The 26,763-nt window shown below is 65.9% G+C and carries 22 protein-coding genes and 1 other RNA gene; 12 read left to right on the top strand and 11 right to left on the bottom strand.

Going from position 1 to position 26,763, the window contains the following annotated elements:
* Positions 1-94: 94 nt before the first annotated feature.
* Positions 95-727 carry an RraA family protein gene (locus S58_RS33670; protein WP_015669908.1) on the top strand — a complete coding sequence of 211 codons (633 nt, stop codon included), beginning with the start codon at positions 95-97 and terminating at the stop codon, positions 725-727.
* Positions 728-813: 86 nt separating this feature from the next.
* On the opposite strand, the gene S58_RS33665 is transcribed toward S58_RS33670, so the two are convergent.
* The 3 genes from S58_RS33665 to S58_RS33655 all read right to left on the bottom strand — a co-directional run bounded on the left by S58_RS33665 (position 814) and on the right by S58_RS33655 (position 7,527).
* Complete coding sequence (locus tag S58_RS33665) at positions 814-2,013, bottom strand: glycosyltransferase family 87 protein (RefSeq protein WP_015669907.1); 1,200 nt, start codon at positions 2,011-2,013, stop codon at positions 814-816.
* Between the two features lie 1,098 nt (positions 2,014-3,111).
* Positions 3,112-6,162 carry a DNA polymerase I gene (gene polA / locus S58_RS33660; protein ID WP_042341075.1) on the bottom strand — a complete coding sequence of 1,017 codons (3,051 nt, stop codon included), beginning with the start codon at positions 6,160-6,162 and terminating at the stop codon, positions 3,112-3,114.
* Positions 6,163-6,474: 312 nt separating this feature from the next.
* Positions 6,475-7,527 (bottom strand): acyltransferase family protein, encoded by a 1,053-nt coding sequence (locus S58_RS33655; protein ID WP_015669905.1) that lies wholly within the window; start codon positions 7,525-7,527, stop codon positions 6,475-6,477.
* 151 nt (positions 7,528-7,678) lie between these two features.
* On the opposite strand from S58_RS33655, the gene S58_RS33650 reads away from it, so the two are divergent.
* From S58_RS33650 to S58_RS33635, 4 genes are all read left to right on the top strand, one after another.
* Entirely contained in the window at positions 7,679-8,995 is a 1,317-nt protein-coding gene (locus tag S58_RS33650; protein ID WP_015669904.1) for a UDP-glucose dehydrogenase family protein, read from the top strand.
* A gap of 118 nt (positions 8,996-9,113) precedes the next feature.
* Positions 9,114-11,588 carry an ATP-dependent helicase HrpB gene (gene hrpB / locus S58_RS33645; RefSeq protein WP_015669903.1) on the top strand — a complete coding sequence of 825 codons (2,475 nt, stop codon included), beginning with the start codon at positions 9,114-9,116 and terminating at the stop codon, positions 11,586-11,588.
* A 161-nt stretch (positions 11,589-11,749) separates the two neighbouring features.
* Entirely contained in the window at positions 11,750-12,250 is a 501-nt protein-coding gene (locus S58_RS33640; RefSeq protein ID WP_015669902.1) for a TIGR02281 family clan AA aspartic protease, read from the top strand.
* A 225-nt stretch (positions 12,251-12,475) separates the two neighbouring features.
* Positions 12,476-13,975, top strand: a complete 1,500-nt coding sequence (locus S58_RS33635; RefSeq protein ID WP_015669901.1) for a phosphomannomutase/phosphoglucomutase — start codon at positions 12,476-12,478, stop codon at positions 13,973-13,975.
* Between the two features lie 57 nt (positions 13,976-14,032).
* On the opposite strand, the gene S58_RS33630 is transcribed toward S58_RS33635, so the two are convergent.
* The 5 genes from S58_RS33630 to S58_RS33610 form a co-directional block, all read right to left on the bottom strand.
* Complete coding sequence (locus S58_RS33630; protein WP_042340398.1) at positions 14,033-15,499, bottom strand: methyl-accepting chemotaxis protein; 1,467 nt, start codon at positions 15,497-15,499, stop codon at positions 14,033-14,035.
* Between the two features lie 18 nt (positions 15,500-15,517).
* A complete protein-coding gene (locus tag S58_RS33625; RefSeq protein ID WP_042341074.1) occupies positions 15,518-15,847 on the bottom strand; it encodes a hypothetical protein in 330 nt (109 codons plus the stop codon).
* A 110-nt stretch (positions 15,848-15,957) separates the two neighbouring features.
* Positions 15,958-16,458 (bottom strand): Lrp/AsnC family transcriptional regulator, encoded by a 501-nt coding sequence (locus S58_RS33620; protein WP_015669898.1) that lies wholly within the window; start codon positions 16,456-16,458, stop codon positions 15,958-15,960.
* 137 nt (positions 16,459-16,595) lie between these two features.
* The gene (gene nudC / locus S58_RS33615; protein ID WP_015669897.1) at positions 16,596-17,534 is read right to left on the bottom strand and encodes an NAD(+) diphosphatase; all 939 of its coding nucleotides are present in this window, start codon (positions 17,532-17,534) and stop codon (positions 16,596-16,598) included.
* Between the two features lie 3 nt (positions 17,535-17,537).
* Positions 17,538-17,957, bottom strand: a complete 420-nt coding sequence (locus S58_RS33610) for an HIT domain-containing protein (RefSeq protein WP_042341073.1) — start codon at positions 17,955-17,957, stop codon at positions 17,538-17,540.
* A 147-nt stretch (positions 17,958-18,104) separates the two neighbouring features.
* Between S58_RS33610 and ffs the strand changes: the two genes are divergently transcribed.
* The 5 genes from ffs to S58_RS33590 all read left to right on the top strand — a co-directional run bounded on the left by ffs (position 18,105) and on the right by S58_RS33590 (position 21,653).
* An RNA gene (gene ffs, locus S58_RS36035) (signal recognition particle sRNA small type) lies at positions 18,105-18,201 on the top strand.
* 146 nt (positions 18,202-18,347) lie between these two features.
* Positions 18,348-20,189, top strand: coding sequence for a DNA polymerase III subunit gamma/tau (locus tag S58_RS33605; RefSeq protein WP_015669895.1), 1,842 nt, complete (start codon positions 18,348-18,350; stop codon positions 20,187-20,189).
* 76 nt (positions 20,190-20,265) lie between these two features.
* Positions 20,266-20,586: a YbaB/EbfC family nucleoid-associated protein gene (locus S58_RS33600; RefSeq protein WP_008964176.1), complete on the top strand. Its 321-nt coding sequence runs from the start codon at positions 20,266-20,268 to the stop codon at positions 20,584-20,586.
* A 24-nt stretch (positions 20,587-20,610) separates the two neighbouring features.
* Positions 20,611-21,210 carry a recombination mediator RecR gene (gene recR, locus S58_RS33595; protein ID WP_012047111.1) on the top strand — a complete coding sequence of 200 codons (600 nt, stop codon included), beginning with the start codon at positions 20,611-20,613 and terminating at the stop codon, positions 21,208-21,210.
* A gap of 20 nt (positions 21,211-21,230) precedes the next feature.
* Entirely contained in the window at positions 21,231-21,653 is a 423-nt protein-coding gene (locus tag S58_RS33590) for a hypothetical protein (RefSeq protein ID WP_015669894.1), read from the top strand.
* A gap of 164 nt (positions 21,654-21,817) precedes the next feature.
* Here the strand turns inward: S58_RS33590 and S58_RS33585 are convergent, their stop codons facing one another.
* The 3 genes from S58_RS33585 to S58_RS33575 form a co-directional block, all read right to left on the bottom strand.
* Positions 21,818-23,203 carry an AmpG family muropeptide MFS transporter gene (locus S58_RS33585; RefSeq protein WP_015669893.1) on the bottom strand — a complete coding sequence of 462 codons (1,386 nt, stop codon included), beginning with the start codon at positions 23,201-23,203 and terminating at the stop codon, positions 21,818-21,820.
* A gap of 36 nt (positions 23,204-23,239) precedes the next feature.
* Positions 23,240-23,593: a GIY-YIG nuclease family protein gene (locus tag S58_RS33580; RefSeq protein WP_015669892.1), complete on the bottom strand. Its 354-nt coding sequence runs from the start codon at positions 23,591-23,593 to the stop codon at positions 23,240-23,242.
* Between the two features lie 93 nt (positions 23,594-23,686).
* Entirely contained in the window at positions 23,687-24,919 is a 1,233-nt protein-coding gene (locus tag S58_RS33575) for a DNA recombination protein RmuC (protein WP_015669891.1), read from the bottom strand.
* A 168-nt stretch (positions 24,920-25,087) separates the two neighbouring features.
* Here S58_RS33575 and def point away from each other — a divergent pair, with 168 nt between their 5' ends.
* Both def and fmt read left to right on the top strand, forming a co-directional pair.
* Positions 25,088-25,615 carry a peptide deformylase gene (def, locus tag S58_RS33570; protein ID WP_015669890.1) on the top strand — a complete coding sequence of 176 codons (528 nt, stop codon included), beginning with the start codon at positions 25,088-25,090 and terminating at the stop codon, positions 25,613-25,615.
* A gap of 140 nt (positions 25,616-25,755) precedes the next feature.
* A complete protein-coding gene (gene fmt / locus S58_RS33565) occupies positions 25,756-26,691 on the top strand; it encodes a methionyl-tRNA formyltransferase (protein ID WP_015669889.1) in 936 nt (311 codons plus the stop codon).
* Positions 26,692-26,763 lie beyond the last annotated feature (72 nt).

The raw sequence follows: 26,763 nt of genomic DNA, 5'->3' as shown, positions 1-26,763 counted from the left end.
GACCCACGCCCTTGGACGCGCGGTATCGCCCCATGCGGTGTCACGATGCTCGGGGAGAGACCCATGGGCGGTGAAAGCAGAGGGATCAGCGACAATGGCCCATGAAGAATCACCGCCCGCCGCGCAGGCCGATCCTGCAATCCTGGCTGCCTTCAAGACCGCTGCCACCGCGGTGATCAGTGACAATCTGCAGCGGCTGCCCGGGGCTGCGAGCTTGAGGTCGTTCTATACGGGCGCGCCGATGGTGGGGATCGCGCTGACGGTGAACACGGCGCCGGGAGACAACCTCTTCATCCATCGGGCGCTCGAATGCGTCAAGCCGGGCGATGTCATCGTCGTCAATGGCGGGGGCGACGAGACACGGGCCTTGGTCGGGGAGATCATTGCTGCCATCGCCAGGCAGCGTGGTGCGGCCGGAATCGTGGTTGACGGCGCCATCAGGGATTCCGCCGTACTCATGAGCTCCGACTTCCCGGTGTTCGCAAGGGCCATCAATCACCGCGGTCCCTATAAGAATGGTCCTGGCGCGATCAACGTGCCGGTGTCGATCGGCGGGATGATCGTCGCACCGCGCGACGTGGTGGTCGGCGATGCCGACGGCGTCGTCGCTTTCCCGCAGGCGATCGCCGCCGAGTTGCTGAACGCCGTCCGCGCCCAGGAGCAGCGTGAAGCGGAGATCCTGGAAAGCATCCGCGCAGGGAATTATCGCGGCGCCTATGCCGAGTAGCTGCGTGGCGATCGTTGGGGTGCGGATATGGACCGTGGACAGCCGGTCGCGGCGCCCCACCGTTCAGAGCGCTGCGTCCTGCAAGATCACGTCGCCGCTGGCGATCGGACGTGCGATGCGGCCAGCCGACCAGCCCGACTAAACACGCCTGTCACGCTCAGGAACAACAAGACCATCAGGATCGCCGCCACGAACGGCAGGGAATGACTGATCATGGCGAGCGCGCAGGCCGCCAGCGCGATCACCACGCCGATCTCCAGCGGCGCGACTGCTTCACCGGCATCGACCCGCGCCTTCCAATGGATCGCGATTGCTGCGGCCACCATCGGCATGTCGTAGATCATCGCATACGGCGTGACGATGATGCTGCCGATCGCAACCAGCGCGATCGCCCGGTCCGTCATGCCGCGCCGCCACGCGTCCCAGACCACCACGACGACAGCGCAGGACAACACGAGCTGGATCCCGTAGCCGAGGGCGGGCGGCGCGCCGATCGCATGGATGCCTGCCATCACCGTCGGCATCATGTGAATCAGGCTGCCCTGGTTGGCCTGCAGCAGGGCCTGATAAACTGGAAAGCGGGCGACCCAAAGTGGCCAGATCGACCAGTCGAGCGCAGCGCTGGTGATGACAGCGACGATCAGGGTCGTAGCAACCGCCGCGAGGATCGCGCGCCAATTGCGCGAGGCCAGCAGAACGACCGGCATCAGCAGCACAAATTGCGGCTTGTAGGCGAGCAGGCCGAGCAGGACGCCCGCCGTCGCCGGGTGGCTCGTGAGGAGGCGTAGTCCGCCGATCAGCAGCGCCGCCGAGAGGAAGCCGTTCTGGCCCGCGATCGCGTTGATCAGCGTGGTCGGCGCGGCGAGCAGGGCAAGGCCGGACAGCGAGCGCCACGCGCGGCCCAGCGTCGCCAGGCCGTAGAGCGCGAACGTCACGGAGATCCAGCAGACATACGCAACCGGCAACGCCATCATGCCCAGCGGAATCAGCGCCAGCAGGAAGGTCGGCGGATAGGGGTAGGGGAAGCCGCCGCCATCGAGCGTGGGGTCCAGCTTCTGCTGATAGTCGGCCAGCGCGAACGGATCGTAGATGCCTGCGCCTGCAAGTGCTGCGAATTTGCCGAACGACCACAGGCCGAAGAAGTCGCCGAAGCCCGGCTGCGACGAGGCCGGCCACCAGCGCGCGAGATAAAGGACGTTGTAGAGACAGAAGGCCGTCAGCAGCAGAATCAGCAGTGTCGGGCGAACGCTGATCTGTCTGGATGCTGCGGATGAAGTCACGGTCATCTTTCGGCCAAAGCGTGCGACACCAGCCGCGACGGCTGGCCAGGTTGCGATCTCCGGGGCGCCCGGCGATTGCTCGCGCGTCTCCCGGAAGTCTTGGCGTCCACCGTCTGCAGGCCGTGTTACTGGCGCATTGCGCCCCACCGGCTTGATCCCGCCATGGCTAACGGCCGGTTAAGCCGCGTGTTGTTCGCGCGTGAGCGCACAGCGCATGTGCCCCATGCGCAGATTGCCCGTCGGGTTACTTTGTCGCAGGCCGGTGACGTTGCACCGTCGGGCAAATCACCGGCACATTTCCGCACGTCCCGCCACCGTATGAGGGGCGTTTCGCGAACGTCACGGATCGTTGGCGGTGGGATGCGATGGGCATGTCTTGCTGCAGCGTGGTCTGACCATGCGGACGAACGGCAGGGCATGCACGGTCAAGTCGCGCGGTCCTGATACCCCGATGCTGGTATCACGCGCTGATGCGCAAGCATCATGCGCAATGGTGGCCAACAAGCCCGGCGCACCAGGGAGAACGCGAAGCAGCCGTTAAAACCGTCGCGCAGGGAGGGCCGGGTCGTCCGGCTGAACCTGTGGTACCTGCCGCCTGCATTCTTTTGAGCAGGCGGGCCACGGGCCTCAGCCGAGGTCCGGCCTTCCCTGCGCCCTCATCGAATTCCGGAGGGCGAATGAGATGCATCACTCGGGCATGATGTGCCGCGAGAAGGTGGTAGCATGCCCTTAGGCCGTTTCACAGTCGCCGAGAACGTCGTCGTGAGATCCCATGAAGGTTCATACACATTCAGTGTCATCGCCCGCGAAGGCGGGCGATCCAGTATTCCAGAGGCCTCAATGAGGCTCTCGGTTGGCAGTGGAGTGAAGCAAAACCCGCCGGCGAGTACTGGATCGCCCGGTCAAGCCGGGCGATGACAGCGAGTTAGTTGAATGCGCTGCGTTCCGAAGGAGTCTCAAGCTCTTCGACAGATGCGGGCGCGATGCCGCCGCACTGTCATTGCGAGCGCAGCGAAGCAATCCAGGGCGCTTCTGCGGAACCAGTCTGGATTGCTTCGTCGCTTTGCTCCTCGCAATGACGGAGGAGAGGGTGAGGCGGGTGGATCAATGCGCCTCGTCCCAATTATCAGCAGCGCGGGCGTCGACGTGCAGCGGCACCGACAGCAGCACGGCCGGGAATGGGGCGTCCTGCATCACGTGCTGCACCACAGGCAAGGTCGCGGCGACTTCATCGTCCGGGACTTCGAAGATCAATTCGTCATGCACCTGCAGCAGCATCTGGGCCGAGAGCTTCTTTTGCGCCAGCGCCTCCTCGACCCGCGTCATCGCGCGGCGGATGATGTCGGCGGCGGTGCCTTGCAGCCGGGCGTTGATCGCGGCGCGCTCGTTGAAGGCGCGCACCGAGGCGTTCGACGCCTTGATCTCCGGGTAGTGGCACTTGCGGCCGAACAGCGTGACGACATAGCCGTTCTTGCGGCAGAACTCGCGGGTCTCGTCCATGTAGGCGCGGATGCCCGGGAAGCGCTCGAAATAGCGCTTGATGTAGGCCGAGGCCTCCTCGCGGGCGATGCCGAGCTGGTTGGCGAGGCCGAACGCCGAGATGCCGTAGATGATGCCGAAATTGATCGCCTTGGCACGACGGCGGACCTCGCTCGGCATGTCCTTGATCGGCACGCCGAACATCTCGGACGCCGTCATCGCGTGGATGTCGAGCCCGTCCTTGAAGGCCTGCTTCAGCACCGGAATGTCGGCGATCTCCGCGAGCAGCCGCAGTTCGATCTGCGAGTAGTCGGCCGACACCAGCTTGTGCCCCGGTGTCGCGATGAAAGCGCGGCGGATCTTGCGGCCGTCCTCGGTGCGCACCGGGATGTTCTGCAGGTTCGGCTCGTTCGACGACAGCCGGCCCGTGGTGGTCGCGGCCAGCGCGTAGGTGGTGTGCACGCGGTGCGTCTGCGGGTTGACATAGGTCGGCAGCGCATCGGTGTAGGTCGATTTCAGCTTCGAGACCTGGCGCCATTCCAGGATCTTGCGCGCGAAATCGTTGCCCTGCTCGGCGAGGTCATCGAGAATCGACGCCGATGTCGACCAGGCGCCGGTCTTGGTCTTGGTGCCGCCCGAAAGGCCCATCTTGCCGAACAGGATGTCGCCGATCTGCTTCGGGCTGCCGACATTGATCGGCTCGCCGGCCAACTCTTGCAGCTCAGCCTCGACGCGCGCCGCCGTCTGGGCAAAATCGCCGGACAGCCGCGACAGCACCTGGCGGTCGATCGAGATGCCGCGCCGCTCCATGCGTGCCAGCACCGGCACCAGCGGCCGCTCCAGCGTCTCATAGACGGCGGTCATGCGCTCGGCCACCAGCCGCGGCTTCAGCACCCGCCACAGCCGATGGATGACGTCGGCCGCTTCGGCGGAATGCGCGGTGGCGCGGTCGATTGCGACCTGCTCGAAGGTGAGCTTGTTCCGGCCGCTGCCGATCAGCTCGCCTTCACTGATGACGGCGTGGCCGAGCACGTGCTCGGCCAGCGAATCCAGCTTTTGCGATCCGCGACCGGCATCGAGCGCGTAGCTCATCAGCTGCACGTCGTCGGCGTTGGCGATGATGATGCCGTGTTGCGCGAGCAGCACGGCGGCGAACTTGATGTTGAAGCCGATCTTGAGCAGGCCGTCGGATTCCAGGATCGGCTTGAGCGCCGCAAGCGCGTCGCGCGCGTTGATCTGGTCGGGCGCCAGCCCCGCATCGAACAGCCCGCCGCCATCGCCGGCCTGGCGGTGCGACAGCGGAATGTAGCAGGCATCGTTCGGCGCCAGCGCCAGCGCGATGCCGCACAGGCTCGCCTGCATCGGGTCGATCGAGCTTGCTTTCACGTCAAGCGTGACCCGGCCGAGATCGTGGACGCGGGCAAGCCAGGCGTTCAGCTCGGGCAGGCTGCGCAGGGTCTGATATTTGTCGCGATCGATCCGCGCGCTCTTCGCTGCCTCGGCCCTGGACTCGGCGAGGCTCGCCGGCGTGCCCTTGCTCATGGCGGATTTGTCGGTCCTGGCATCGCCGCCTCGTCTCCCTCCCCCGCTTGCGGGGGAGGGCGGGGTGGGGGCACCTGCCGCGGGCATGCCCCCACCCGGATCGCTCCGCGATCCGACCTCCCCCGCAGGCGGGGGAGGTGCACCACCGCCACTCTTCAGATGCTCATCCGCCGACACGTCGGCCGGATCGATCCGCGAATAATCAGCGACACGCCGCGTCAGCGTGGTGAACTCCATCGCCTTCAGGAACGCGATCAGCTTGCGCGGATCGGGCTCGTGCACCGCGAGATCGTCGAGCGGCACGTCGAGCGCGACCTTGTCGTCGAGCAGCACCAGCTGGCGCGAGATCCGCGCCTTCTCGGCATTCTCGATCAGCGCCTCGCGCCGCTTCGGCTGCTTGATCTCGGTCGCGCGCGCCAGCAGGCTTTCGAGATCGCCATAGTCGGTGATCAGCTGCGCGGCGGTCTTGATGCCGATGCCGGGCACGCCCGGCACGTTGTCGGTGGAATCGCCGGCCAGCGCCTGCACCTCGACCACCTTCTCCGGCGGCACGCCGAACTTCTCGATCACCTCGGCGATGCCGATGCGGCGGTCCTTCATCGTGTCGTACATCGTGACGCAGTCGTTGACGAGCTGCATCAAATCCTTGTCGGAGGACACGATGGTGGTGGTGGCACCGCGCTCGCAGGCGAGCCGTGCATAGGTCGCGATCAGGTCGTCGGCCTCGAAGCCGCTCTGTTCCAGGCACGGCAGGTCGAAGGCGTGCACGGCCTCGCGGATCAGCGCGAATTGCGGGATCAGATCATCGGGGGCCGGCGGCCGATGGGCCTTGTAGTCGCCATAGATCTTGTTGCGGAACGTGACCTCGGACTTGTCGAACACGATCGCCAGATGTGTCGGCCGGTCGGTCTCGGGCATGTCGCGCAGCAGCTTCCACAGCATGTTGCAGAAGCCGAGCACGGCGTTGACCTGCAGCCCGTCGGATTTACGGTTGAGCGGCGGCAGCGCGTGATAGGCGCGGAAGATGTAGGACGAGCCGTCGACCAGGAACACATGGTCGCCCTTGGCCGCGCTCTTGGCAGCGGGCACAGGGGCGGCGGGCGGGACGGCGGCTTTCTGGGGAGCTTTGGGCATGGCCGCAATGTAGGGAATTTGGCCCGGATTGACACCCTCGGAACGGCGGAATCCGGAGCGTTCCCCACGCAAATCGGCGTTTGCGAGGCCCTCGGTCTTCGCCACAAAAAACCCTGTCGTCCCGGGCAAGCCTCGACGGCGCGAAGCGGCGGCGGGGCGCCGACCCGGGACCCAAACTCCGCGGCGGTGGTGAGGCGGCAGGATGGAGCCGCAGCGTGCCTCAAACAGGGGGCGGTGGCTATGGGTCCCGGGTCGGCGTCCGATCAACGCTTCGCGTTGTCGGACTTGCCCGGGACGACACCGTGGGTGGGGTTACTCCGCGGGCTGCAACACGGCCTTTGGCTTCGGCGGCGCGATCCAGAACGCGATGGGGCGTTCGAACAGGAACTGCGCGTTGAAGCGCAGCGCAAGGCGCCAGATCACGAGCGCGCCGATCACGCCAGCGATGGTCACCAGCAGCGAGATGGTTCCGATGTCGCCGATCACACCGGTCTTCAGCAGCACCGCGCGGGTCGCCGCCATCGGCAGGAAGAACGCGAGATAGATCACGATCGAATGCTCGCCGCAGAACCGCAGCACGTTGAGGAGCTGCGCCCGCGCCAGCAGGGTGCCGGCGATGATGATGGCGATCGCGCCGGCATAGCCGAGTGCCAGCGAGACGATCGGCCATTCGCTGACGCCGAGACTGACCAGGCTCTGGTTGATCACGGCCCAGGCGAGCAGGCCGATGATCGCGAGCATGGGCTGCGCCCGCGCGCGATCGGACACCGCGAAGATGGTGGTGGCGAACAGATAGCCCGAATAGATGTAGACGAAGCGGGCGCAGAACTCGTCGATCACGGTCCAGCCGGTGACGATGTGCGACATTTCGAGGCCGGCCGCGATGCCCCAGATGAGGGGAGCTGGCAGCTTTCGTGTCAGCTTGATGACGACGAAGAAGATCGGCAGCAGATAGATGAACCACAGCGTGCCGAACGGCTCGATGAAGGATTCGAGATACAGATAGCCGGCATGCTCCCAGCCGCTCGCCGCCGCGAAGCCGGGCGCCTTGAAGCCGAACTGGATGGTCACCCACAGCACGTAGAAATAGGCGAAATGCACGACCTTGCGGTCGATGTAGGTCCGCCAGTCGCGGTCGATCACGAGCGGCAGGAACAGGCCGGAGATCAGGAAGAAGTCCGGCATCCGGAACGGTTTGGCGAAGGCAACGACGGCATGCATGAAGCCGGTCTCGCCCGCGGCGAGCTCGACGCCGAGCACGCTGTGCATCATCACCACCATGATGATGCAGATACCCTTGGCGTAGTCGACCCAATCGATGCGCGCCTCGGTTCCGGCCGATTTCGGCGTACCATTTGCGGTCATGCTGTCCCTCTTTGGCGCGGAGCTGCCGCATTGTCGGGCAGAGCCGTTAATACTCCTCTCTGTCATCCAAACGTCATGCCGTTTTCTAAATTCCCCTTGAGCCGCAAATGGTTTAAGACGCGAAAGTATTAACCTTGAAGGATGGGTTTCGATGCGAATTGCGATGATCGGCACGGGCTATGTGGGGCTGGTGTCCGGTGCCTGCTTCGCCGATTTCGGCCACCAGGTCACCTGCGTGGACAAGGACGAAAGCAAGATCGCCGCGCTGCATCGCGGAGAAATCCCGATCTTCGAGCCCGGGCTCGATGCGCTGGTCGCGGCCAATGTGAAGGCCAAGCGGCTCGATTTCACCACGGACCTCAAGCAGCCGGTCGCGGAGGCCGACGCCGTCTTCATCGCCGTCGGCACGCCGTCGCGGCGTGGCGACGGTCATGCCGACCTCACTTACGTCTACGCCGCCGCGCGCGAGATCGCGGCCTCGCTGACCGGCTTCACGGTGGTGGTGACCAAATCGACGGTGCCGGTCGGCACCGGCGACGAAGTCGAGCGCATCATTCGCGAGACCAATCCCTCAGCCGATGTCGTCGTCGCCTCCAACCCAGAATTCCTGCGCGAAGGTGCGGCGATCCGCGACTTCAAATGGCCGGATCGTATCGTCGTCGGCACCTCGGATGAGCGGGGCCGCAAGGTGATGGGTGACATCTACCGTCCGCTGTCGCTGAACCAGGCGCCGATGATGTACACCGAGCGCCGCACTGCCGAGCTGATCAAATACGCCGCCAACGCGTTCCTCGCGACCAAGATCACCTTCATCAACGAGGTCGCCGATCTCGCCGAGAAGGTCGGCGCTGACGTCCAGGAAGTGGCCCGCGGCATCGGCCTCGACAACCGTATCGGCGCCAAGTTCCTGCATGCCGGGCCGGGCTTCGGTGGCTCGTGCTTCCCGAAGGACACGCGTGCGCTGATCAAGATCGCGCAGGACTACGACACGCAGCTGCGCATCGTCGAATCGGTGCTGGCGGTCAACGACAACCGCAAGCGCGCGATGGCGCGCAAGGTGGCGCATGCCGTCGGTGGCAATCTGCGCGGCAAGACGGTCGCGGTGCTCGGCCTCACCTTCAAGCCGGAGACCGACGACATGCGCGAAGCGCCGTCGATCCCACTGGTGACGGGGCTGCTCGACATGGGCGCCAGGGTGCGCGCGCATGACCCGGTCGGCATCGAGCAGGCCAAGAAGGAATTGCCAGAGATCGCCTATTACGAGGATCCCTATGAGTGTGCGACCGGCGCCGATGCGATCGTGCTGGTCACCGAATGGGTGCAGTACCGCGCCATGGATCTCGATCGCCTCAAGCAGGTGATGGCGAGCCCGGTCGTGGTCGACCTGCGCAACGTCTACCGCCCCGAGGAGATGGCCGCCCACGGCTTCGTCTACGAAAGCGTCGGCAGGCCGCCGGTAAAGGGCTGACGACATGACATTGTCATACCCCGCGCAGGCGGGGTATCCAGTACGCTCGATCGTCGTGATCCGCGAGATCTGCGTTTACTGGATCACCCGCTTTCGCGGGTGATGACGGGTTCATTGATTGCCCCTTCGCTTCGACACACCGCTGCCCATCGACGCCGTGCTGGGCGAACTGTCCGGCACGCTCGAACGCAGCAATACCGCCGTCCTGGTGGCGCCGCCGGGCGCCGGCAAGACCACGCGCGTGCCGCTGGCGCTGCGTGATGCGGCCTGGGTCGGGACTAAGAAGATCATCGTGCTGGAGCCGCGGCGGATCGCCGCTCGCGCCTCAGCCGAACGCATGGCGAAGTCGCTCGGCGAGCGCGCCGGCGACACCGTCGGCTATCGCGTGCGCTTCGGCTCGAAGATCTCGCGCGCGACCCGCATCGAGGTCGTCACCGAGGGCATCTTCACCCGGCAGATCCTGGACGACCCCGAGCTGACCGGCGTCGCCGCCGTGCTGTTCGACGAATTCCACGAGCGCTCGCTCGATGCCGATCTCGGCCTCGCATTGGCGCGCGATGCGCAGCAGGGCTTGCGCGAGGACCTCCGCATCCTCGTGATGTCGGCAACGCTCGATGGCGCCCGGGTCGCCAGCCTGCTCGGTGACGCGCCGGTGGTCGAGAGCGAGGGCCGCGCTTTTCCGGTCGAGACCCGCTATGTCGGCCGCAAGCCGGATGCCCCGGTCGAGCGGCAGATGGCAGAGACGATCGCCAGCGCGTTGCGAGCCGATGCCGGCTCGGTGCTGGCCTTCCTGCCGGGCGCCGCCGAGATCCGGCGCACCCAGACCATGCTCGCCGAGCGCGTCCACGATGCTGCAATCGAGGTCGTGCCGCTGTTCGGCGCGCTCGACGCCGCGGTACAGGACCGCGCGATCTCGCCGGCGCCGAAGGGCAGCCGCAAGGTCGTACTGGCGACCTCGATCGCCGAGACCTCGCTGACCATTGAGGGCGTTCGCATCGTGGTGGATTCCGGCCTTGCCCGGGTACCGCGCTACGAGCCTGATATCGGCTTGACCCGGCTGGAGACCGTGCGGGCCTCGCGCGCCGCCGTCGACCAGCGCCGCGGTCGCGCCGGCCGCACCGAGCCCGGCGTCTGTTATCGTCTGTGGGACGAGCCGCAGACGGCCTCGCTCGCGGCCTACACGCAGCCGGAGATTCTCAGCGCCGACCTGTCCTCGCTGGTGCTCGATCTCGCGCAATGGGGCGTCAGCGACCCCACCACGCTGAGCTTCCTCGATCCGCCGCCGCAGCCGGCCTGGAAGGAAGCGCGCGACCTGCTGAACGAGCTCGGTGCCCTCGATGCCGACGGTCGCCTGACCGATGAGGGCCGCCGACTCCGGGCACTGGCGCTGCCGCCGCGGCTTGCCCGCATGATCGTCGATGCCGCCGACTATGGTGCAGCCGCTGACGCGGCCGACATCGCGGCCATCCTGACCGAGCGTGGTCTCGGCGGCGACAGTGTCGACCTCGAGGTGCGGCTCGATCAATTCCGCCGCGACCGCTCGTCCCGCGCGCAGAGCGCGCGTGACATGGCGCGGCGTTGGGCGCAGCAGGTCGGCCCTTCTTCATCACCGGATCGGGGAGGGGAGCTGACCACCGGCCTGATGCTCGCCTTCGCCTTCCCCGATCGCGTCGCGCGCAATCGCGGCAATGGCAGCTTCGTGCTCGCCAATGGCCGCGGCGCCGCGGTCGAGCAGACCTCGTCGCTGGCGCGGTTGCCCTATATCGCGGTCGGTGAGCTGACCGGAACGGCCGCCAGCGGCCGCATCCTGCTCGCTGCGCCGCTCGCGATCGAGGACATCGAACGGCATTTTGCTGCTCATATCGAAATGAAGGACGAGGTCAGCTTCGATCAAAACGCGATGGCGCTGCGGGCGCGCCGCCGGCGCAAGTTGCACGCGATCACGATGGCCGATGCGCCGGTCGCGCTGACGCCGTCCGAGGAAACCGCGCGCATCTTCGCCGGGGGTATCTGCGCTGCCGGCCTCGACCGCCTGCCCTGGTCGAAGGCCGCCAGGCAATGGCGCGACCGCGTCACGTTCCTGCGCAAGGCGGAGGGCGATAGCTGGCCGGACCTGTCGGACACGGGCTTGGCCGAGCGGCGCGACGACTGGCTGGTGCCGCTGCTGGCCGGCAAGACCTCGCTCAAGGATGTCTCTTCCGGCGACGTCTCGGACGCGGTGATGGCGCTGCTGCCGTGGGATCTGCGCGCCCGGCTCGACCGGGAGGCGCCGACCCATTTCGAGGCGCCGACCGGCACCCTGCTCGCGATCGACTACGAGGCCGAGCAGGGCCCGACCATCGCGGTGCGGCTCCAGGAACTGTTCGGGCTGAATGTTCATCCGTCGATCGCGCGCGGCGCGGTGCCGCTGGTGCTGGAGCTGCTGTCGCCAGCGCAGCGCCCGGTGCAGGTGACGCGCGATCTGCCCGGCTTCTGGCGCGGCTCCTATGCGGCCGTCCGCACCGACCTGCGCGGCCGGTATCCGCGCCATCCCTGGCCCGATGATCCCGCCAATGCGCAGCCGACCCGGCGGGCCAAGCCGCGCGGCACGTAGCTCGTGCAAATTATACCGCCGCCATCGCCATCGTTAACGCTTCGCTCATCGTTTTCGCCAAAATGGCGGCGGCAGCCTGTCCGGCTCAGTCGCGTGTTGGCGGCTTTGATGGTCAAATCGGTTGCGGGGTAAAGTCGGGCGTTTGCGTAATGCGTAACATAATGATCTTCGCGGCCGTTCTCGTCGGTCTCGGCACCTTCATGGCGCAACTGGCCGATCGCTTGACCCCCGCGTCGGCATCCGCGACGCCGTCTGCCCGTGCTGCGACGATGGAGTCAGCTGCCACGGGCCAGCGCAGCCTCGCCATTCCGACCGACCGCCGCGGTCATTTCCGGGCCGACGGCCGCATCGACGGCCAGCGCATCAGCTTCATGGTCGATACCGGTGCCTCGATGGTCGCGCTGAACGAGAGTTCGGCTGCCCGGTTCGGCCTGCGCCCCGCTCGTGGCGACTACACCGCCAATGTGACCACGGCCAACGGCACCGTGAAGGCGGCGCGGGCCAAGCTTGCGATGGTCGAACTCGGCGAGCTCACCGTGCGCGACGTCGATGCGCTGGTGCTGCCCGACACGGCGCTGTCGGAGAACCTGCTCGGCCTGTCGTTCCTATCCAAGCTCAAGCGCTTCGCCTACGCCAACGGCCAGATGGTGCTGGAGCAATAGGCTGCGCCGAAGCGGAATGTTGTTTCGCGCGCCACCGGCCCCCATATACCGGCAGGGCCGGCCGATCCCGAGTCCCAGCCGTTGAATGGTCCGTCTGGTGGCTAGCTCGAGCGGTCCTGCCCGATTGTTGCCTGCATTCCTCTGCCTTCTGACATTGTTGTCTGACGTCGTGCTACGCACGAGCGCCTTCTTCCATTGTTGTGATATTGCCGAGGCCACCTCCTGATGTTTCCGAAACCCAAGCCTGTCCTGGTTCCCAATACCTACGCCTTCGAATCCGAGCCGATGGTGAAGCCGACGGGCTTCCGCGAATATGACGCGCGCTGGCTGTTCAACAAGGAAATCAATTTGATGGGGGTGCAGGCGCTCGGCATGGGGCTGGGCGCGCTGATCGCCGAACGCGGTGTGAAGCAGGAGATCGTGACCGGGCACGATTTCCGCGGCTACTCGGCCTCGATCAAATATGCGCTGATCTCCGGCCTGATGGCCGCGGGCTGCAAGGTGCACGACGTCGGTCTTGCCGTGACGCCGATGGCCTATTTCGCCCAGTTCGATCTCGACGTGCCTTGCGTGGCGATGGTGACGGCCTCGCATAACGACAATGGCTGGACCGGTGTGAAGATGGGCGCCAACCGGCCGCTGACCTTCGGCCCTGAGGAGATGACCCGGCTGAAGGAGATCGTGCTCAACGCCGAGTTCAAGAACGGCGGCGGCGGGTCTTATCAGTTCCATGAGAACTATCCGGCGCGCTACATCGCCGATCTCACCAACCGTCCCAAGCTCAAGCGCAGACTGAAGGTTGTCGCGGCCTGCGGCAACGGCACCGCCGGTGCGTTCGCGCCGCAGGTGCTCCAGGCGATCGGTTGCGAGGTGATCCCGCTCGACACCGAGCTCGACCACACCTTCCCGAAATACAATCCCAATCCCGAAGATATGGAGATGCTGCACGCCATCCGTGACGCCGTGCTCGAACACAAGGCCGATGTCGGCCTTGGCTTCGATGGCGATGGCGACCGCTGCGGCGTCGTCGACAACACCGGCGAGGAGATCTTCGCCGACAAGGTCGGCGTCATGCTGGCGCGCGACATGTCGGCGATCCACAAGCAGGCGCAGTTCGTCGTCGACGTGAAATCGACCGGGCTGTTCATGACCGACCCGGTGCTGCAGGCCCAGGGCGCGAACACGGTCTATTGGAAGACCGGCCACTCCTACATGAAGCGCCGGACCAACGAGCTCGGCGCGCTCGCCGGTTTCGAGAAGTCCGGCCACTTCTTCTTCAACAAGCCGTTCGGCCGCGGCTATGACGATGGTCTGGTGTCGGCGATCGCGATCTGCGAGATGCTCGACCGCGCGCCGGGCAAATCGATGGCGGACCTGAAGGACGCGCTGCCCAAGACCTGGTCGTCGCCGACGATGTCGCCGCATTGTGGCGACGAGGTCAAATACGGCGTGGTCGACGCCGTGGTGAAGCACTTCCAGGCGCTGCAGCAGCAGGGCGGCCAAGTGGCGGGGCAGCGGATTCGCGATCTCGTCACCGTCAACGGCGTGCGCGTCACGGTCGAGGACGGCAGCTGGTGCCTGGTCCGGGCGTCATCCAACAAGCCCGAACTCGTGGTGGTGGTCGAAAGCCCGGTGTCCGAGCGGCGGATGCACGACATGTTCGAAGCGGTCAACGTCGTGCTGCGGACGCATCCCGAAGTCGGCGCCTACAACCAGACGATCTGAGGCCGCGACGAGGATGCCCCGCTGGCGGCCGAGGTTCGCGCTTCTCCCATCACGCGGTCAAGCGGCCCTCAGGGAACTCAGGAACTGATCAACCTCCGATTTGAGCCGGGTCGATTGCGAGGTTAGTCCGTTCGCGGACTCCAGCAGGCGCGAGGCGGCGCTGCCGGTCTCGTCGGAGGCACGGGTCACGCTGCCCATGCTTTGGCTGACCAGCCGCGTGCCTTCAGCCGCCTGTTGCACGTTGCCGGAAATCTCTCCGGTGGCGAGGCCCTGCTGTTCGACCGCGGTGGCGATCTCCTTGGAGATGTCGTCGATCTCGGCAATCGTTCCTCCGATCGCCTGGATGGCGCTGACGGCGTCGCCCGTGGCGCTCTGGATGCTCTGCACCTGGCTGGAGATTTCCTCGGTCGCTTTCGCGGTCTGGTTGGCCAGCGCCTTCACCTCGCTTGCCACCACGGCAAAGCCCCTGCCGTGTTCGCCGGCGCGCGCCGCCTCGATGGTGGCGTTCAGCGCCAGCAGGTTGGTCTGGCTGGCGATGGTCTGGATCAACGTGACCACCTCGCCGATCTTCTGGGTGCCGGCAGCCAGGCTCTCGACCACCGTATTGGTGCGGCGAGCTTCGTCCGCCGCTTTCGCGGCGATCTCCGCCGAGCGCGTCACCTGCTGAGAGATGTTGTTGATCGACGCAGTCAGCTCTTCCGTCGCCGCCGCGACCGTCCCGACATTCGTCGACGCCCGTTGCGAGGCGCCGGCCGCGGCCGACGTCTGGCGCGATGATTCCGCGCTGCTCCGGCTCATCGACGAGGACAGGCTCTGCATCTCGTTCGCGGCGACCGCTACGGCTTCGACGATGCCGCCAATTTTGCGCTCGAAGCCTTCTGCGAGCTCGCGCCGGGCAAGATCGGCCTGCTGCTTGACGCGTTGCTCGGTCTCGAACCGCTCGGCGGTTGCGCGCGCCTCTGCGGCGATCGCCGATTCGGCTTCCGCGGTCTTGCGCGCGCTGGTTTCGAACAACTGCGTCAGCTTGAGCGCGAGCGCGACGAGGACGCCGGCCTCGATCAGCAGGATGACCGCATGCAGCACCACGCGGCCGAGATCAGCGCCGCCCGGGAAGATCGCCGCGGGAAAGACGAAGTTCAGGACCAGATGGTGAAGCGCGACGGCGATGGTGCCGGCCAGGATCGGCCGGTAGTCGCAATACGCGACCAGACAGGCCAGCGCCGCGAAGAAGTACATGTGCATGTCGATCTGCCAGGCATGTCCGGACATCTGGTAGACGAGCACGGATACGCCGCCCATGATGGCGACTGCGACGGTGAGCTGGGTCGACAAGCTATCGCCGGCGCTGCGCCAGGACAGGGTCGCCACCATTGCCATGACGACCATGAGAATGGTCGGCATCAGCCAGTCGCCGCGCGACAATCCGATCATGAGGGAGAGCGGAACGTGCACCCAGAGCACCGCCAGCAGCAGCTTGCTTGTCGTGTGCCGGAGAGTGGCCAGATCGCTGGTCTCGACAGTCATTCCCATTCCCCAAATTGATCATTTCGCGAAACAGGCGGAGACCGCCTGCGGGTCGATGACGAGCCAGACTCCGGCCTCGCGCAGCCGCGCCAGGCCGTCATGTTCGCGAGGACGGACGACCAGCAGTGATGAAAGGGTCGTTGTGCGCACGAGAGCTGCGTCAGCCGAGGCTGCGGCGAGCATCGCTTGTTGCGCGCTCCACCACGGTGGGAAGGCGACGGCCACGACTTCGCTCCCCGCGCGTACCTGGAGTGACAGTGCCGCGACCGCGATGAAGCTCGCGATCAGCAACGCCGTGGCATTGAGCCATGCGCGCGAAGATGGAGGTATGGTTGCACCAGACGTCATCGCACTGAAGAATAGAGCGGTGGCAATAACTTCCGGTAAACGTTCGTTAGCCATGACGCCGAGGTGCGGACGCCCGCGCCACACCGTCGAGGGCGGCCGAAATGGCCCACTCAGACCGGCGGCACCGGCAGTGCCGTCACCGACTTGATCTTCTCCATCGCGAAGCGCGAAGTGACGTTCTTCAGCGGCACCGCGCTGATCAGCTTCTTGTAGAACACGTCGTAGCTCTGCATGTCCGCGACCACCACGCGCAGCATGTAGTCGACGTCGCCGGCCATCCGGTAGAATTCCATCACCTCCGGCATGGAGCTGACCGCCTCGGCGAATTTCCGCAGCCAGGCCTCGGAATGGTCGGCGCTCTCGACCGACACGAACACGGAGATGCCGAGCCCGATCTTGTACTGGTCGACCAGGGCGACCCGGCGCAGGATCACGCCGTCAGCCTCGAGGCGTTGGATGCGCTTCCAGCAGGGTGTCGACGACAGTCCGACCCGGTCGCCGATCTCGGCGACGGACAGGGACGCATCCTCCTGCAGGACCATCAGGATCTTGCGGTCGATAGCGTCGAGCCGGCGATTGGCTTCGGGGCTCTGGGCGGAGATGTCGGACATGGAGAAATTTGTTCCATATGAAGGTCGAGAAACCCTCATATAGAGAAAATCGTTCCAAGGCAAGGCGCGGCCGTTCAGACCTTCCCACCAGTCCAGCCAAGTCTCGCGCCATGCGAGAATGCGGTCTTTAATTACCGCTATTCGTCGTTCTTCAACCAGCGGCCGACCAGATGGTGGGCGATGGCGAAGGGATGAGGGCCAGCGAGGCCCTCCTGATGCTGCCGCAGCAGCATCAGCCGTGCCTCGTCGCGGCTGAACCAGCGGACGTCCTCGAGCTCGGTGCGGTCGATGACGATGTCCTCGTTCAGCGCACGAGCGCTGCAGCCGATCATCAGCGACGACGGATAGGGCCAGGGCTGCGTCATGTAATAGGTGACGTCGCTGCAGCGGATCCCGGACTCCTCGAACACCTCGCGGCGCACCGCGTCCTCGATGGTCTCGGCCGCCTCGACGAAGCCGGCCAGGCACGAATACATGCCGGCCGGAAACTGCTTCTGGCGGCCGAGCAGACACTTGTCGCCGGAGGCGACCAGCGAGATCACCACCGGGTCGGTGCGCGGGAAATGCTCGGTCTTGCAAGCAGGGCATTCGCGCTTCCAGCCGCCCTCGCGCATCGCGGTCTTGGCGCCGCAATTGGCGCAGAAGCCGTGGCGCTGATGCCAGGACACCAGCGACTTGGCCATCGCGATCGTCGCCAGCTGGTCCGGCGGAATCGCACCCTGCATCGCGATGCCGCGCAGCTCGGTCACCGAGACATCCTCGCGACCGGCGAGCTTCTCGACCGCGACCGGCGAGATGCCCATGCCGAACACGGCCTCACCGTCGCGCAGCCCCAGGAAGATCGTGCCCGGATTGGCGCCGAACTTCAGAGCCTCGTCGATCGACAGCAGCGCCCGCAGCTGGTCGCCGTCGCGCTTCAAGACCAGCGAATCGCGATGCACGACATAGGCGCGCGTCGACGGCTTGCTCTCGAAGGCCAACAGCTTGTCGTCATGGAAGCGCAGATGGGCGGCGCGGTCGATCGAATGGCCGACGAAGGCCGGCTGCCCCAGCGGGAACAAGTCGAATGGTGACATCTCTCACCCTAACCAGATCTTGCGCCTGACGGCGCTGATGAATTGCTGCACCTCCTGCGCGTCGTGCGGCAGCGCCGGTGCCACGCCCCACACCGGACGCGGCCAGGCGACGTCAGTGGTGCGGCGCGCGATGATGTGGACGTGCAATTGCGGCACCACGTTGCCGAGCGCGGCGACGTTGAGCTTGTCGCATTTGGTGATCTCTTTGACGGCGCGCGAGACCCGCGTGATCTCGGTCATCAGCTGCGCTTGTGCCACCTCATCCAGATCGATGATCTCGACGGCGGCCTCGCGGCGCGGCACCAATAGCAGCCACGGGTAGTTCGCGTCCTTGATCACCAGCACGCGCGACAGCGGCAGGTCGCCGATATCGATCGTGTCCTTCTGAAGTTGCGGGTGCAGCGACCAGTCGGATTCGGGCATGCGGCAGGTTCCGGGCAGGGCGGTCATGCGGGCGAGCGCGACGGCACCTAAAGCCTTTCGGGGCTGCGGCACAAGCCCGCGGGGGGCGGCCTCCCCCGGCGAAGCTCGCGCTTGCTTTCCGGACGGTTTGGCCCCAAATAGGCAGCGGGAGATTGGCGGTGGACGAGCCACTCGCCAACCGGGTCAGGTCCGGAAGGAAGCAGCCCTAACGAGGTCCGGATCGGGTCGCTCGTCAGTCTCCTACCTGTTTTCTCGAGCGAATCGCGCACAGATGGCGGGGACCCCGCGCAGGGCGGGCGCTCGACCGCGCTCCGGTTGATTGCGTCGAGGCTGATTGCGTCGACGATCGCGATCGATGCCGGCCTGGAATACTCACTTGCGGATCGCTCGATGACTGACGCTGGCGCCCCACCCGTTCCGCCCGACAGCGCCGAGGCTCCCGCCAAACCCTACCGGGTGCTGGCGCGCAAATACCGGCCCTCCAGCTTCGCAGATCTGATCGGCCAGGAGGCTGTGGTGCGCACGGTCTCGAACGCGTTCGAGACCGGCCGGATTCCGCAGGCCTGGATCCTGACCGGCGTCCGCGGCGTCGGCAAGACGACCACCGCCCGCATCCTGGCCCGCGCCCTGAACTACGAGCTGCCGGACGGATCGGTGAAGGGTCCGACCATCCACATGCCGGTGCTCGGGACCCATTGCCAGGCGATCATGGAAAGCCGGCACATGGACATCCTGGAGATGGACGCGGCGTCGCATACCGGCGTCGACGACGTTCGCCAGATCAATGACAGCGTCCGCTATGCGCCGGCCAGCGCGCGCTACAAGGTCTACATCATCGACGAAGTCCACATGCTGTCGACGGCGGCGTTCAACGCCTTCCTGAAGACGCTGGAGGAGCCGCCGGAGCACGCCAAATTCGTGTTCGCGACCACCGAGATTCGAAAAGTTCCGGTGACGGTGCTGTCGCGCTGCCAGCGCTTCGACCTGCGCCGGGTCGAGGCCGACGTGCTGATGAAGCATCTCGCCGGCATTGCGACCAAGGAAGGCGTCACGATCGAGCCCGAGGCGCTTGGCATCATTGCGCGCGCCGCTGAAGGCTCGGTTCGCGATTCGCTGTCGCTGCTCGACCAGGCGATCGCCCACAGCGCCGGCGAGGTGCGGGCCGACGACGTCCGGCAGATGCTGGGCCTTGCCGACCGCACCCGGGTCATCGACCTGTTTCACCATCTCGCCAGCGGCGACATCGCGGCGGCGTTCAAGGAATTCCGCGAGCAGTATGACGTCGGTGCCGATCCTGTGGTCGTGCTGTCCGATCTCGCCGAGTTCGTCAACTTCGTCACCCGCGTGAAGGTGGTGCCGGCGACGGCCGACAACGTCGCCTTCAGCGAGACCGAGCGGCTTCGCGCGCGCGATTTCGCGACCAAGCTGTCGATGCGCGTGCTGTCGCGGATGTGGCAGATGCTGCTCAAGGGCATCGCCGAGACGCAGGGCGCGACGCGCCCGGCCGCCGCGGCGGAGATGGTGCTGGTAAGGATTGCCTACGCGGCCGATCTGCCGACGCCCGACGAAGCCATTCGGATGATCGACCAGAATGGCGGCGGATCGCCTGTTGTCACGAACGGCGGCGGCGCGCGTCCTGCATCTGCACCCAGCATGAGTGCGGGTGCACCTCCGGTGATGAGCTCAGCGCCGATGCAGGCGCCGCGTGCGCAAGGCCCGACGCTCGCCGCGGTCGGTGGTGGAATGCGTCCGCAGGCGATGGCATCGCAGCCGGCGCCGGCATCGCAGGACCAGCCTGTGCTGCGCATCGCGAGCTTCCAGGAGCTCGCCGCACTCGCCGGCAAGAATCGCGACCTGATCACCAAGAGCGCGCTCGAGATGGACGTCAGGCTCGTCCGCTTCGAAGAGGGACGGCTGGAGATCGCGCTGGAACGGACGGCGCAGCGCTCGCTTGTCTCCGACCTCGGCCGCAAGCTCGAGGATTGGACCGGCCGGCGCTGGACCGTGATCGTTTCCAACGAGGCGGGCCAGGCGACCTTGCGCGAGCAGAATCTGCGCGCCAAGAGTGAACGCGAGGCGGCCGCGGAAGCCGATCCGCGGGTGCAGGAGATCCTGGCGCGGTTCCCGGGCACCAAGGTGGTCGAAGTGCGCAGGCTCGCCCCCGAGCCGCCCGAATCGGACGCCAGTGCTGTCGAGCCGCCTGACGAGTCCGATAGTGATGATGACTTCTAGAGCATGATCCGGAAAAGTGGAGACCGGTTTTCCGAAAGATCATGCTCAACAAAAAGGCTGATGACGAGGTGCTCCGATGGCTGACTTTCTCGGCATGATGAAACAGGCGGCGCAGCTGCAAACGAAGATGCAGGAGATGCAGGCGGAGCTCGGCAATGTCGAGGTCGAGGGCATCTCGGGCGGCGGCCTCGTCGCCGTGCGCATGACTGCCAAGATGGATGTGAAGTCCATCAAGATCGATCCCTCGCTTTTGAAGCCGGAGGAGGCCGAGATCCTGGAGGATCTGCTGGTCACCGCGCATGGCGATGCGCGCCGCAAGGCGGAAGCGGCGATGCAGGAGAAGATGCAGGCAATCACCGGCAAGCTCGGCCTGCCGCCGGGCTTCGGTTTCGGCTAGTCAACGAATGACATTCGTGAACTGATGGCCGTCGCCGGTCCCGAAATCGAGCGTCTGATCCAGCTGCTCGCGCGCCTGCCCGGCCTGGGGCCGCGTTCGGCGCGGCGCGCTGCGCTGCATCTGATCAAGAAGCGCGAGGCGCTGATGGTGCCGCTCGCCTCGGCGATGCAGGTCGCGATCGAGCGCATCCAGGTCTGCAAGACCTGCGGCAACATCGACACCCAGAGTCCCTGCACGGTCTGCACGGATCCGCGGCGCGATCCGGCGATGATCGTCGTCGTCGCCGATGTCGCCGACCTCTGGGCGCTGGAGCGCGCCAAGGCCAGCAATGGTCGTTATCACGTGCTCGGTGGTACGCTGTCGCCGCTCGACGGCGTCGGCCCGCAGGATCTCACCATCGATGCGCTGGTGCAGCGCGCGCACGCGCCCGAGGTGTCAGAGATCATCCTCGCTCTGAATGCGACGGTCGACGGCCAGACCACCGCGCACTACATCACCGACCTCCTGCAGGAGGCGAACGTCAAGGTCACGCGGCTGGCGCATGGCGTGCCGGTCGGCGGCGAGCTCGACTATCTCGACGAAGGCACGCTGTCGGCCGCGATGCGACAGCGGACTTTGTTCTAAGCACAGACGGAAGTGGAATGATGACGAAACGCGGATTCGGCAAACGGCTGGCTTTGGGCGCGATTTGGGTGGCGCTCTCGGCGCCATCCGTTCTGGCGCAGCAAAGCGAGGCGCCACAGAAGGCGGGCAAGCCGCTCAACGCCGGTGACGTGCTGTCCGGTGAACTCACCGCGCTGAAGCTCCGCAGCGCCAAGCCCGGTCAGCCTGCCGCCTATCAGATCACCAGCGAGCCGCGCCGTCTGCCGCCGCCGAGCGGCCTCTGCAACCTCGAGACCGGTCCCGAGACGTTCCAGCTCGTCACCGCCAACACCGCGCAGGCCTCGCAGCTCAAGGGCCTGCTCGGCAAGCAGATCGCGGTCAAGGTCGACGAGATCACCTGCGCCCAGGATGCCGGCCAGATCAGCGAGGCGGTGGTGACGAAGTGGAGCCTGGTGAAGCGGTGAGGCCTCTGGGGACGTTCACGCGAATGCAGCGCCATGATTTCCGCTGTCATCGCCCGGCTTGACCGGGCGATCCAGTACGCCGCGGCCTCTCGGTTGATCGCAGGCGTCTCTGCAATACTGGAGCCCGCCTTCGCGGGTGATGACGGTCTAACTCCAGGCGGCAGCTAGACCTTCACTGGCCCCAATCCATCGAAATGTCCGCGTCTCTGCAGCCAGGCAAGCAGCACGAGGCTCGGGATCGCCACCAGAACGCAGATCACGAAGAACAGCGGCCATCCGGTGGCTTTCGCAACGTAGCCCGCGCCCGATGACAAATAGGTCCGCCCGACCGCCGCCAGCGCGGTGAGCAGCGCATATTGGGTCGCGGTGTGCAGCGGGTTCTGGCACAGCGCCGAGAGATAGGCGACGAAGATCACGGTGCCGATCGCGCTGGTGAAGTTCTCCGCCGAAATCGCCAGCGCCAGCGCCCATTGATTGACGCCGACAATTGCCAGCCAGGAGAACGACAGGTTGGCGAGCGCCTGTACCACGCCGCCGATCAACAGGCTGGTTGGCAGCGAATAGCGCCGCGCGACGAAGCCGCCGGCAAAGCCGCCGGCCAGCGTTGCGGCGAGGCCGACGCCCTTCACGATTGCCGCATAGTCGACCTTGCTGAAGCCGAGATCGATCACGAATGGCGCGGTCATCGTGCCGGAGAAGGCGTCGGTGAACTTGAACAGCACCACGAAGGCGAGCGCCCCAAGCGCATCGCGCCGGCTGAGGAATTCGAGGAAGGCGCCGGCGGCCGCATGCATCACGCGGGCGAGCGCGGTGTCCGCACCCATCTCCGCCTCCGCCTGCTTCGACTGCGCCGGCTCGGTCGCGGCCAGCGCCGTGATCGTGCCGATCAGCACCAGCGCTGCCATCACGACATAGCCCCACATCCAGGACGACGGGCGGGAAAGTCCTGAGTTCTCGAAGGCGCTGACCACCACCAGCGTGCCCGCGGTCGAGACCAGCATGCCGATGCGGTAGGCGGCGACGTAGGACGCCATGCCGGCGGCCTGCTCGCTCTCCGGCAGGCTCTCAACGCGGAAGGCATCGACGACGATGTCCTGGGTCGACGACATCGCGGCCACCAGCACGGCGGCCAGCGCCACCATGAACGGCGCTCGCGCCGGGTCGGTCAGCGCCAGCAGCAGAATGGCGCCGATCAGCAGCGCTTGCGCGAACACCAGCCAGCCGCGCCGCCGTCCGAACGCGCGCGTCAGCAGCGGTACGTGCAGCGCGTCGACCAGCGGTGCCCACAGGAATTTCAGCGTGTACGGAGTTCCGACCAGCGCGAACAGCCCGATGGTGCCGAGATCGACACCGAGCTCGCGCATCCAGATCTGCAAGGTCGACCCGGACAACGCCAGCGGCAGCCCCGATGAGAAGCCGAGGAACAGCACGACAAGGACGCGCGGCTGCAGGTAGACCGCCATGCTCTCGCGCCAGGTGGGGGCGGGCTTGGCGGTGCCGGGATTCGCTGCGGTCGCTGTGATGTCGGGAGGAGCCTGAGGTGCGGTCATGGGAGGGTGGTACCAGATTTGGACGGTGCCACAAGCTCAGCTGTCATCGCCCGGCTCGACCGGGCGATCCAGTATTCCAGAGGCCTGTCCATCGCCTCCGGCGATCTCCGGATAAAGATCGTTCCAGTTCGGGTTGTCTTTCTCGATCAAAGAAATCTTCCAATCCCGCTGCCATTTCTTCAAGCGCTTCTCGCGATGGATCGCTTGCTCGATCTGTTCGAATGCCTCGAAGTAAACGAGCTTGGTCACACCGTAGCGTTTGGTGAAGCTCTCGGAGACCTTCGATCGGTGCTCGGCGACCCGACGGATCAGGTCGTTGGTGACTCCGATGTACAGCGTGCCGCCAATATGGCTGGCGAGGATGTACACGTAGTAGCTCCGTGCACTCATCTGACGTCTCTGGAATACTGGATCGCCCGGTCAAGCCGGGCGATGACAGTGTTGTTGGGATTGCCCCCTCCTGCAACCAAGGCAGTCCCCTCATCACTCCCCCGCCTGCATCCGCCCCGCCAGCGGAAACAAGTCCGGCGTCGCGCCTGTGCTCGGCGCAATCCGCGGCGACTCCACGGCCGCGTCCTGCTTGCTGAAATCCAGCTCCTCGATGCGGCTCGCGCGCTTTTCGATCTTGTCGGCGGAAATGAGGATCTGGCGGATGTCTTCGCCGACATCGCCGAAATGTTTCTGCAGCTTGAGCACGCGCTCGCGCAGGCGGCCGAGATCGTCGCCGAGATGGATCACCTCGTTGCGGATCTGATCGGCGGCGTCGCGGATGCGGGCGTCCTTCATGATCTGCTGCATGACCTGGATCGCCAGCATCAAGAGCGATGGCGACACCAGCACGACACGGGCGCGGTAGGCCTTCTGGATGACGTCGTCGAAGCCGTCATGAATCTCGGCGTAGACCGATTCCGAGGGCACGAACATCAGCGCGGTGTCCTGCGTCTCGCCGACGACCAGATATTTTTCGGCGATGTCGTTGACGTGGCGCAGCACGTCGGTGCGCAGCCGCTGCGCAGCGACACGCTTTTCCTCCTCGCTTGCGGCGTCATGCAGCGCGGTCACCGCCTCCAGCGGAAACTTGGCATCGATGCAAAGCGGCCGGGCGTCGGGCAGGAACACCACGCAGTCCGGCCGCTTGCCGCTGGCGAGGGTGTACTGGAACGCGTAGCTGCCTTTCGGCAGCCCGTCCTGCACGATCGCCTCCATGCGCGCCTGGCCGAAGGCGCCGCGCGACTGCTTGTTGGCGAGCACGTCGCGCAACGTGGTCACCTGCGTCGTCAGTTCGCTGAGGTCGCGATGGGCATTGTCGATGATGCCGAGCCGCTCGTGCAGCACGCGCAAGGAGTCCATGGTGTGGCGCGTGCTCTGCTCCATCGACTGGCCGACGCGGTGGGTGACGGCGTCGAGCCGTTCGTTGACGCTGCGGGCAAGATCTACCTGGCGGCCGGCGAGGAGTTGCGCCATCGCGTCGACCCGCCCCGAAGCCTCGCTCTGGATCCGCATCATGTCGCCGAATCGCTGTTCGAGCTCGTCGGCGCGCATCGCCTGCTGGGCGGCAAGCTCCACGCCGCGCCGGCCGGAGCGGGTCACCGCAAGGGCGATCATCACGAGCAACAGCAGCACCAGAACGCCAAATCCGATCAGCGCATCGCTGGCCCTGATGGGCAGATCGCCGATCATGACGACGACAGGATTGAGGGATTGGCTGGCGGTCATCGCCTCCGTCTATCCGATTCGCTGGACCTCGCGAACGAAGAGAGAACGTTTATGGTTAACGCCGGGTTAAGAAGCATGGTTAACGAAGCGTTGAAATTCTTGGTTAGCGATGTCTTAACCGCTCCCGATCACATTGACCGCCTCTGTTCCCCGGCTTAAATCGCGCCCATGTCACTACGCGAAATCATCATCCTGCCGGACAAGCAGTTGCGGCTGGTGTCCAAGCCTGTCGAGAAGGTCACGCCGGAGATCCGGCAGCTGGTCGACGACATGTTCCAGACCATGTACGACGCGCCCGGCATCGGGCTCGCGGCGATCCAGGTCGCACAACCCTTGCGCGTCATCACCATGGATCTGGCCAAGCCGGACGCGGAGGGCGGCGAGACCAAGCGCGAGCCGCGCGTCTTCATCAATCCCGAGATCATCGCCAGGTCCGACGAGTTGTCGGTGTACGAGGAAGGCTGCCTGTCGATCCCCGAATATTACGAGGAGGTCGAACGGCCGGCGCGGGTGCGCGTGCGATTCATCGATCTCGACGGCAAGCTGCGGGAAGAGGATGCCGAGGGGCTCTACGCCACCTGCATCCAGCACGAGATCGATCATCTCAACGGCGTGCTGTTCATCGACTATCTGTCGAAGCTGAAGCGCGACCGCGTGATGAAGAAGTTTACCAAGGCCGCCAAGCGCGCGGAGTAGATCCAAAACTCACCCGTCATGGCCGGGCTTGACCCGGCCATTCACGCGATAGCCTGGAACGACGCAAGACGTGGAAGCCCGCGACAAGCGCGGGCATGACGAGCGCGGGGAGGCGGACCTCGCAAGACGAGAGTGTATCGATGCCGCTTCGCCTGATTTTCATGGGCACGCCCGATTTCGCCGTGCCGACGCTGCTCGAGCTTGCCGGCCATGGTCATGAGATCGCGGCCGTCTACACGCGGGCGCCGAAGCCAGGCGGCCGCCGTGGCCTTGCCCTGCAGCCGACGCCGATCGAGACCGAGGCGCGCCGGCTCGGCATTCCCGTATTCACGCCGAAGACGCTGCGGACGGCGGAGGCGCTGGCCGAGTTTCGCGCGCATGGAGCTGATGCCGCCGTCGTGGTCGCCTATGGCATGATCTTGCCGCAGGCCATTCTCGATGCGCCCGGGCTCGGCTGCTACAACCTCCACGCTTCGCTGCTGCCGCGCTGGCGCGGCGCCGCGCCGATCAACCGTGCCATCATGGCAGGCGATGCCGAGTCCGGCGTCATGGTGATGAAGATGGATGTCGGCCTCGACACCGGCGACGTCGCGATGGCCGAGCGCCTGGGCATTACCGATGCGATGACCGCGTCCGACCTGCACGACAAACTGGCGCGGATTGGCGCCGACCTGATGGTGCGGGCAATGGCGGCGCTGGAGCGCGGCGGGCTGACGCTGACGAAGCAGGCCGAGGACGGCGTGACCTATGCGGCCAAGATCGAGAAGGCGGAGGCGCGGATCGACTGGGCCAGGCCGGCCCACGCTGTGCTGCGGCACATCCATGGCCTGTCGCCGTTTCCCGGCGCCTGGAGTGAGGTCGCGCTGGACGGTGAGGCGGTGCGGCTGAAGATCCTGCGCTGCCAGCAGGTGACCGGCGCCGGTGAGCCCGGTACCGTGTTGGACGAACAGCTCACCATTGCCTGCGGCGACGGCGCCATTCGCATCGTCGAGCTGCAGCGCGCCGGCAAGGCGCCAATGAAGGCCGGCGATTTTCTGCGCGGGACCCGCGTTGCGCCGGGCCTGCGCTTCGGCTGACGTCCTCAACCCGTCATGCGCGGGCTTGACCGGCGCATCCATCTCGCGAACAACCTTCGTTCTTGGATGGGT

Source organism: Bradyrhizobium oligotrophicum S58, from assembly GCF_000344805.1.
GTDB lineage: Bacteria > Pseudomonadota > Alphaproteobacteria > Rhizobiales > Xanthobacteraceae > Bradyrhizobium > Bradyrhizobium oligotrophicum.
Note: the sequence above shows the minus strand (reverse complement) of the source record. Positions and strands in the feature narration are given on the sequence as shown.